This is a genomic window from Myxococcus sp. AM009, from assembly GCF_013372605.1.
Classification (GTDB): Bacteria; Myxococcota; Myxococcia; order Myxococcales; family Myxococcaceae; genus Myxococcus; species Myxococcus vastator.
In genome coordinates this window covers 23854-29853 of record NZ_JABXEP010000104.1, presented here as the reverse complement: position 1 = coordinate 29853, position 6000 = coordinate 23854, and the positions used below count along the sequence as shown (strand labels likewise).

Annotated in this window: 5 protein-coding genes; all 5 read right to left on the bottom strand. The window is 71.5% G+C overall.

All coding sequences use genetic code 11. The annotated features are described in order from the left end of the window. A partial coding sequence (locus HV824_RS23720; protein WP_176424288.1) for a zinc-ribbon domain-containing protein occupies nt 1-701 on the bottom strand: 701 nt, incomplete at its 3' end. A gap of 3 nt (nt 702-704) precedes the next feature. Further along, nucleotides 705-2249 carry a bifunctional phosphoribosylaminoimidazolecarboxamide formyltransferase/IMP cyclohydrolase gene (gene purH / locus HV824_RS23715; RefSeq protein WP_176418636.1) on the bottom strand — a complete coding sequence of 515 codons (1545 nt, stop codon included), beginning with the start codon at nt 2247-2249 and terminating at the stop codon, nt 705-707. A 105-nt stretch (nt 2250-2354) separates the two neighbouring features. Next, nucleotides 2355-2846, bottom strand: a complete 492-nt coding sequence (locus HV824_RS23710) for a sigma factor-like helix-turn-helix DNA-binding protein (protein WP_002635080.1) — start codon at nt 2844-2846, stop codon at nt 2355-2357. Between the two features lie 42 nt (nt 2847-2888). Continuing rightward, on the bottom strand, nt 2889-3413 hold the full coding sequence (locus tag HV824_RS23705; protein ID WP_176418637.1) for a MerR family transcriptional regulator: 525 nt from the start codon (nt 3411-3413) through the stop codon (nt 2889-2891). Nucleotides 3414-3714: 301 nt separating this feature from the next. Continuing rightward, on the bottom strand, nt 3715-5997 hold the full coding sequence (locus tag HV824_RS23700; RefSeq protein ID WP_176418638.1) for a protein kinase: 2283 nt from the start codon (nt 5995-5997) through the stop codon (nt 3715-3717). Nucleotides 5998-6000 lie beyond the last annotated feature (3 nt).

Sequence of the window (6000 nt, the reverse complement as noted above, 5' to 3'; positions counted from 1 at the left end):
GGCGGCAGGAAGTCAGAGCTCCCGGCCGGAGCGGCCGGACGGCTCGCGGCGGCGGGCGGCACCTGCGCGGAACCAGGCTGGCGGCAGTCGTCACAGATGCCGAGCGCCTGGTCGAAGGAGTCCGTCAGCGGCCTCTGGCAGACGCGGCAACCGGACGTCGCGGCCGGCGCGGCGGCGGGCTTCGCCGGACGCGAAGGCTGGGACTCCAGGCCCTGCGGCGCGACGGGCGCCGGTCCCAGGAAGTCGAGCAGCGGGTCCTCCGCACCCGCCCCACCGCCTCCCGACGCCGGCGTCCCCAGGTCCGCGAAGGGGTCCACGGGCGGCGCGGACGCGGGAGCCGGCGACGGCATCGCCCCGAAGTCGCCGAACAGGTCCGAGCCGGACGCGCGCTCGCCCTGGACCGGCTTGGGCGCCGGAGCCGCGCCAGGTGTCGGCGCGGCGGGCGGCGGCGCACCGAAGTCGCCGAAGAGGTCGTCCGCGGGATTCGACGCGGGCGCGGCGCCGGAGACAGGCGTCAGCGTGACGGGCGCCGCGGGCTGCGACGCCGGAGCCGGCGCGCCAGCAGCGGGCACAGCCGAGGGATCGCGCCGGACCAACTGAAGGTTCCGGCAGCGAGGACACTGCGCGCGAACGCCCTTGGCGGTGATGAGCTTGTCATCAATCGCGTAGGCGGCCGCGCATTTCTGACAGACGATGCGCATGGCTCAGTGCCGGAAGTGTCGCACTCCCGTCAGCACCATGGCCATCCCATGTTCATCCGCCGCGGCAATCAACTCCGCGTCACGGACCGAACCGCCGGGTTGTACGACACAGGTGGCCCCCGCCCGGGCGGCCTCGTCCAGGCCGTCCCGGAACGGGAAGAAGGCGTCCGAGGCCACCGCGCTCCCCTGCAGGGCCGCTCCGCCGCGGTGCATCGCGATGCGGACCGAGTCCACCCGGTTCGTCTGTCCCCCGCCCTGCGCCAGCAGCTGGTCACCCGAGGCGAAGACGATGGCGTTGCTCTTGACGTGTTTGCACACCTTCCAGGCGAAGCGCATGGCCCGCTCCTCCTCCGGCGTGGGGGCCCGCTTGGAGACCACCTTCCACGACAGCGGCGGCTCCACCGCGTCCCGGTCCATCAGCAGCATGCCGCCGGACACGCTGCGAGCGTCCAGCTGGGCACGCGGCCGGGCCTGGGGACTGGCGAGCGCGGGGCCCGCCTCCAGGAGCCGCAGGTTCTTCTTCGCCGCCAGCACCCGCAGCGCCTCCGGCGAGTAGGACGGCGCGATGACCGCCTCCAGGAACGTCTCCGCCATGGCCTGGGCCGTGTCCGCGTCCACCTCGCGGTTGAGCGCGACGATGCCACCGAAGGCGGAGACCTCGTCCACCGCGCGGGCGGTGCGGTAGGCCTTCACCAGGGCGCCGTCCACCGCCACCCCGCACGGCGTGTTGTGCTTGATGATGACGGCCGCGGGGGCCTCCGGGAACTCCAGCAGCAGGCCCAGCGCCGCGTCCAGGTCCAGGATGTTGTTGTACGAGAGCTCCTTGCCCTGCAGCACCGTGGCGAAGGCGACCGTCGGCTCCTGGGGCGTGGCGTGCTCGCGGTAGAAGGCGCCACGCTGGTGCGGGTTCTCCCCGTAGCGCAGGTCCCGCGACTTCTGGAACGCCAGCGACAGCTCCCCCGGGAACGGCTCGCCCGCCTGCGCGGACAGCCACGCGGAGATGGAGGCGTCGTAGGCCGCCGTATGCGCGAAGGCCTTGCGCATCAGCCGGCGCCGCGTGTCCTCGCTCACCGCCTGCCGCTGCTCCAGTTCCGCCAGCACCGCCGGATAGTCGTCCGGGTCCACCACCACCGAGACGTGCCGGAAGTTCTTCGCGGAGGCGCGCACCATCGCGGGCCCGCCGATATCAATCTGCTCGATGACCTCCGGCTCCGCGGCGCCCGAGGCCACCGTCTGCCGGAACGGATACAGGTTCACCGCGACCAGGGAGATGGGCTCGATGCCGTGCGCCCTCATCTCCTCCCGGTCGGCCTCCAGCTCCAGCCGTCCCAGGATGCCGCCGTGGATGCGGGGGTGGAGCGTCTTCACGCGGCCACCCAGAATCTCGGGGCTCTGCGTGTGCTCGGACACCTTGGTGACGGGCACCCCCGCGCCCTTGAGCGCCTCCAGCGTGCCCCCGGTGGACAACAACCGGAAGCCCAGGCGGACGAGCCCCTGGGCGAAGGAAACCAGACCTCGCTTGTCGGAAACGCTCAGGAGAGCCAGCACGTGTGGGCCTCGGTGTGCGGGAAGCGGCGGTAGTAGCAACCACCCCCTGGGGTGTCAACGCAACACGTCGGCCCTACGTTTGCGGGTGGAAACCACCCGCGGACATCAGGGCTTGCGAGCCGAAACCGGCGGCTCGGCTTCGGTGGCTTCGCGCAGCTTCATCAGCCCGCGCGTCTCCACCTGGCGGATGCGCTCACGGGTGAGGTTCATGATCTCCCCCACCTCCTCGAGCGTGATGCCGCCCTTCTCCGCCACGTCCAGGGCGCAGGTGTGCTCCAGCTCCCAGATCTCCTTGTCCGGGAAGTTGAGCTTGATGGACCCCGTCTCCGGATTCACGTCCAGGTAGAGGTTGTGCTTGCAGGAGACGAAGTTGCACGGCCGGGGACCGTTGATGCAGTCCGCGCGCGTGCGGGGCCGCGTGTCGTCCATCTGCTTCAGCAGGTCGGCCTCTTCGGGATCAACCTGCCCCGTGAGGCGCCGCCTCCGCAGGTCGCGCGCCATCTCCTTGCGCGACATGGTCTTGGAACGGCGGCGCTCCTGCGCCTGGTCCGATTCCTGGTCCCCCCCCTCCTCCTGTAGCTGCTTCACTTCCGACATGTCCCCTCCACGTGAGGCCAGTCTACCCGGTTCCCGGGTATTCTATTGCGAACGGATGGTTTCGTCTGCGCGTGCGGTCACGGCACTACCCAGCCGGGCGACATCCCGGACCAGATCCTGCGCTCTTTGCCGCAAGGTTGCTAGCTGCGCCTCAAGCGTACGCCGATGCTCCCCCCCAAAGGCACGGTCCCCCAGCTCCTCCTGGAACCCATTCAGGAGGCCCGCCAGGTCCCGCTCCAACTGGTCGATGTAGTTGCCGTGGAAGACATAGGACCGCTTGATGTCCTCCAGGGTGTGCCCCTCCGCCATCATCTTCTTGATGACATTGATGCGGCGCACCGCCTCCACCGGGTAGAGCCCGACACTCCCCTGGTGCTTCCCCTTCCGGCCCACCCGGCGGCTCCTGGGTAGCAAGCCCGCCTGCACGTACTTCCGGAACGTCGCCTCCGAGAGGCGCACGCCCCGTGGCCGGAAGATTTCCAGGATGGCGCTCGCGGGCAGACCGCTCGCGTTCTCGCGCTCGATCCGAGCAATCTCCTCAGGAGCCAGCAGGTCCATGGATTCCATTGAATATAATCCACTGAGTGGAGGCCACTGAGTGCCAGAACGGACGGTTGGGTGTCAAGGCAGACCACCAGGCAGGCAGGCGGCGACGGACGAATCGCGCGCCTTTGAACAGGCGGGACGGCAGGTGGGGCGAGGTAGGCGTGACAGGCCGAAGGCAGCTCGCCTGGTGCGCGGCGGCAGCGTTCAGCACTGGACTTCGACGGCGCTCAAGCCGAAGCGAGCACGGGCGGGTGACTTCGGACCTGCGGTCAGGTTCTGGCGCGGCCGCCGGTGAGGCCGCCGCGCCGGGAGCCGGCCTGGTTCAGCGGCCCCTGGGGGCGCGGAACTCGCGGCTGACGGTGCCTCCCGCGGTGACGGCGACGTCGTAGCGGCGCTCGCCGGACGGGTGCTGGAAGACGAGCTTGTGGTTGCCGGCGGGCAACCGGTACGACGCCCGTCCCGTCACCTCGCCCATGCGCTTGCCGTTGATGAACACGGTGGCGTAGGGCGCGGCCTGGACCTGGAGCGTTCCGCTGGCCGGCGCCGCGCGCACGCGCTTCGTCTCCTGGGGCTCAGCAGGACCCGGCGTGGGGGCGGCAGGCGGGTTGGTGGCGGCGACGAGCACTTCCTCGCGCATCAGCCCGTCCACCTCGGCGTCGGCGTCGGCGGCGTCGTCGGCGGCTACGGCGGGCGCCTGCTCCCCGCTCCCGGCGCTCCCAGGCGCCGCTGACGGCGCGGGCTGGTCATCCGGCACGGCCTCATCCACAACGGGTGCGGCCACCACGGGCTCCGTCGGCGTCACCGGAGGAGCTGCACCGGGCCCCCGCATCACAGCGAGGCCGCTCCCGACGACAGCGAGCCCCAACGCCACGGACAGCCCCAGCGCCCACGGACGGCGCGCCGTCGGCACGGCCCCTGGGGCCACGGGGCCGGGCGAACGGGCCCCCGCCGCGGACACCTCGGCCCCGGAGCCATGAGCACTCGCTGCGAGCGCCTCGGGACCGGACGAACGGGCCCCCGTCGCGGACACCTCGGCCCCGGAGCCACGGTCACTCGCTGCGAGCGCGTCGGGGCCGGGCGCACGAGCACTCGCCGCGCGAGCCTCGGGGCCGGACGCATGGACCCCCGCCGCGGGCACCTCGGAAGCCTCAGGCGCGGCTGCCCACATCCCGGGACGCGACTCTGGCTCTGTATTCGACGGGGTCCCTTCCTCGTCGTCGTCCTCATCGTCCCAGGCGCTGGCCAGCCTCAGGCTCCCGGAGGGCCCTGACGGTGACGCGACGGCGGCGCTCCCGTCCGGACGACTCGGGGTTCGCGCGCTCCCAGACACCGCCGGGACACCCGAGCTCCTGCTCGGCGTCTGCTCGGCCCGTGAATCCTCGCTGGAGGCGGCACCGCGAGGCACCGGCGACGACGCCACCGCGGGCAGCGGCATCATCGGCGTGGCCATGGGCGGCAGCGGCGCCGCGTCCAGCGCGGCCTCCTCGCCCCTGCGAGGCAACACGAAGGTCGGCGCGTTGACGTCCTCGTCCGGAGATGTCGGCAACGCCAGGCCGCTGCGGCCAGGAGGCGCCAGCACCGCGGTGGGCTCGCGCGGCACGGCCCCCACCCCTGCCCCAGGTGCCGGCTCCCCTTCCACGACGACGTGCGTGCGCTCCTGCACGGTGGGAATCGCCTGGGTGAGGCTGGTGGGGAACAAGCGGCGCATGAAGGCGCTCAGGTCCGTGTCATCCACGGACCTCGCATGCGTCAGCACGCACTGGGCCAGGGCGCGCTCGAACTCGGCGGCCGTCTGGAAGCGCAGCGCGGGGTCTCTGTCCAGCGCGCGCACCACGGCGGCATCCAGGTCCGCCGGCACGTCCGGATTCAGCCGGGCCGGAGGCGGGATGGTGCTCAGCTGCACCGCGCGCAGCACCGCCACCTCGGAGTCCCCGTCGAACAGGCGACCGCCGGTGAGCATCTCCCACAGCACCACGCCCAGCGCGAAGATGTCCGTGCGCGCATCCACGGCCTCGCCCCGGGCCTGCTCGGGCGACATGTACGCGAACTTGCCCTTCAGCACGCCCGGCTGCGTCAGCTTGTTGCCCGCCTTGGCGATGCCGAAGTCCGTCAGCTTCACCGCGCCGTCGAAGGACAGCAGCACGTTGTGCGGCGTGACGTCCCGGTGCACCAGGTCCAGCGGCTGGCCATTGACGCGGACGCGGTGCGCGTAGTGCAGCCCCCGGGCGACCTCGGCGCCGATGTGCGCCACCAGCATGGGCGGCACCGGCTCCATCAGCTCCTTGCCGCGCTTGCGCAGCTCCCACAACGAGCAGCCGCGCACATACTCCATGGCCAGGTAGTACGTGTCCTCGTGCTTGTCGAAGTCGAAAATCTGCACCACGTTCGCGTGGTTCAGCCGCGAGGCCAGCCGGGCCTCGGCGATGAACATCCCCACGAACTCCGGGTCGCTGGCGAGGAAGGCGCGCACCCGCTTGATGACGACTTCCTTCTCGAAGCCCTCCGCGCCGCGCGCCGTGCACAAGTAGATTTCCGCCATGCCGCCCTCGGCGAGCTTGCGGCGGACGACGTACTTGCCGATGTGAGTGCCGGCTTCGAGCGTCACGGG

What these genes read in the sequence shown, in the direction of transcription:
- HV824_RS23710 (WP_002635080.1), bottom strand. Translation starts at nt 2,846, where the DNA reads ATGTCGGAAGTGAAGCAGCTACAGGAGGAGGGGGGGGACCAGGAATCG.
- HV824_RS23705 (WP_176418637.1), bottom strand. Translation starts at nt 3,413, where the DNA reads ATGGAATCCATGGACCTGCTGGCTCCTGAGGAGATTGCTCGGATCGAG.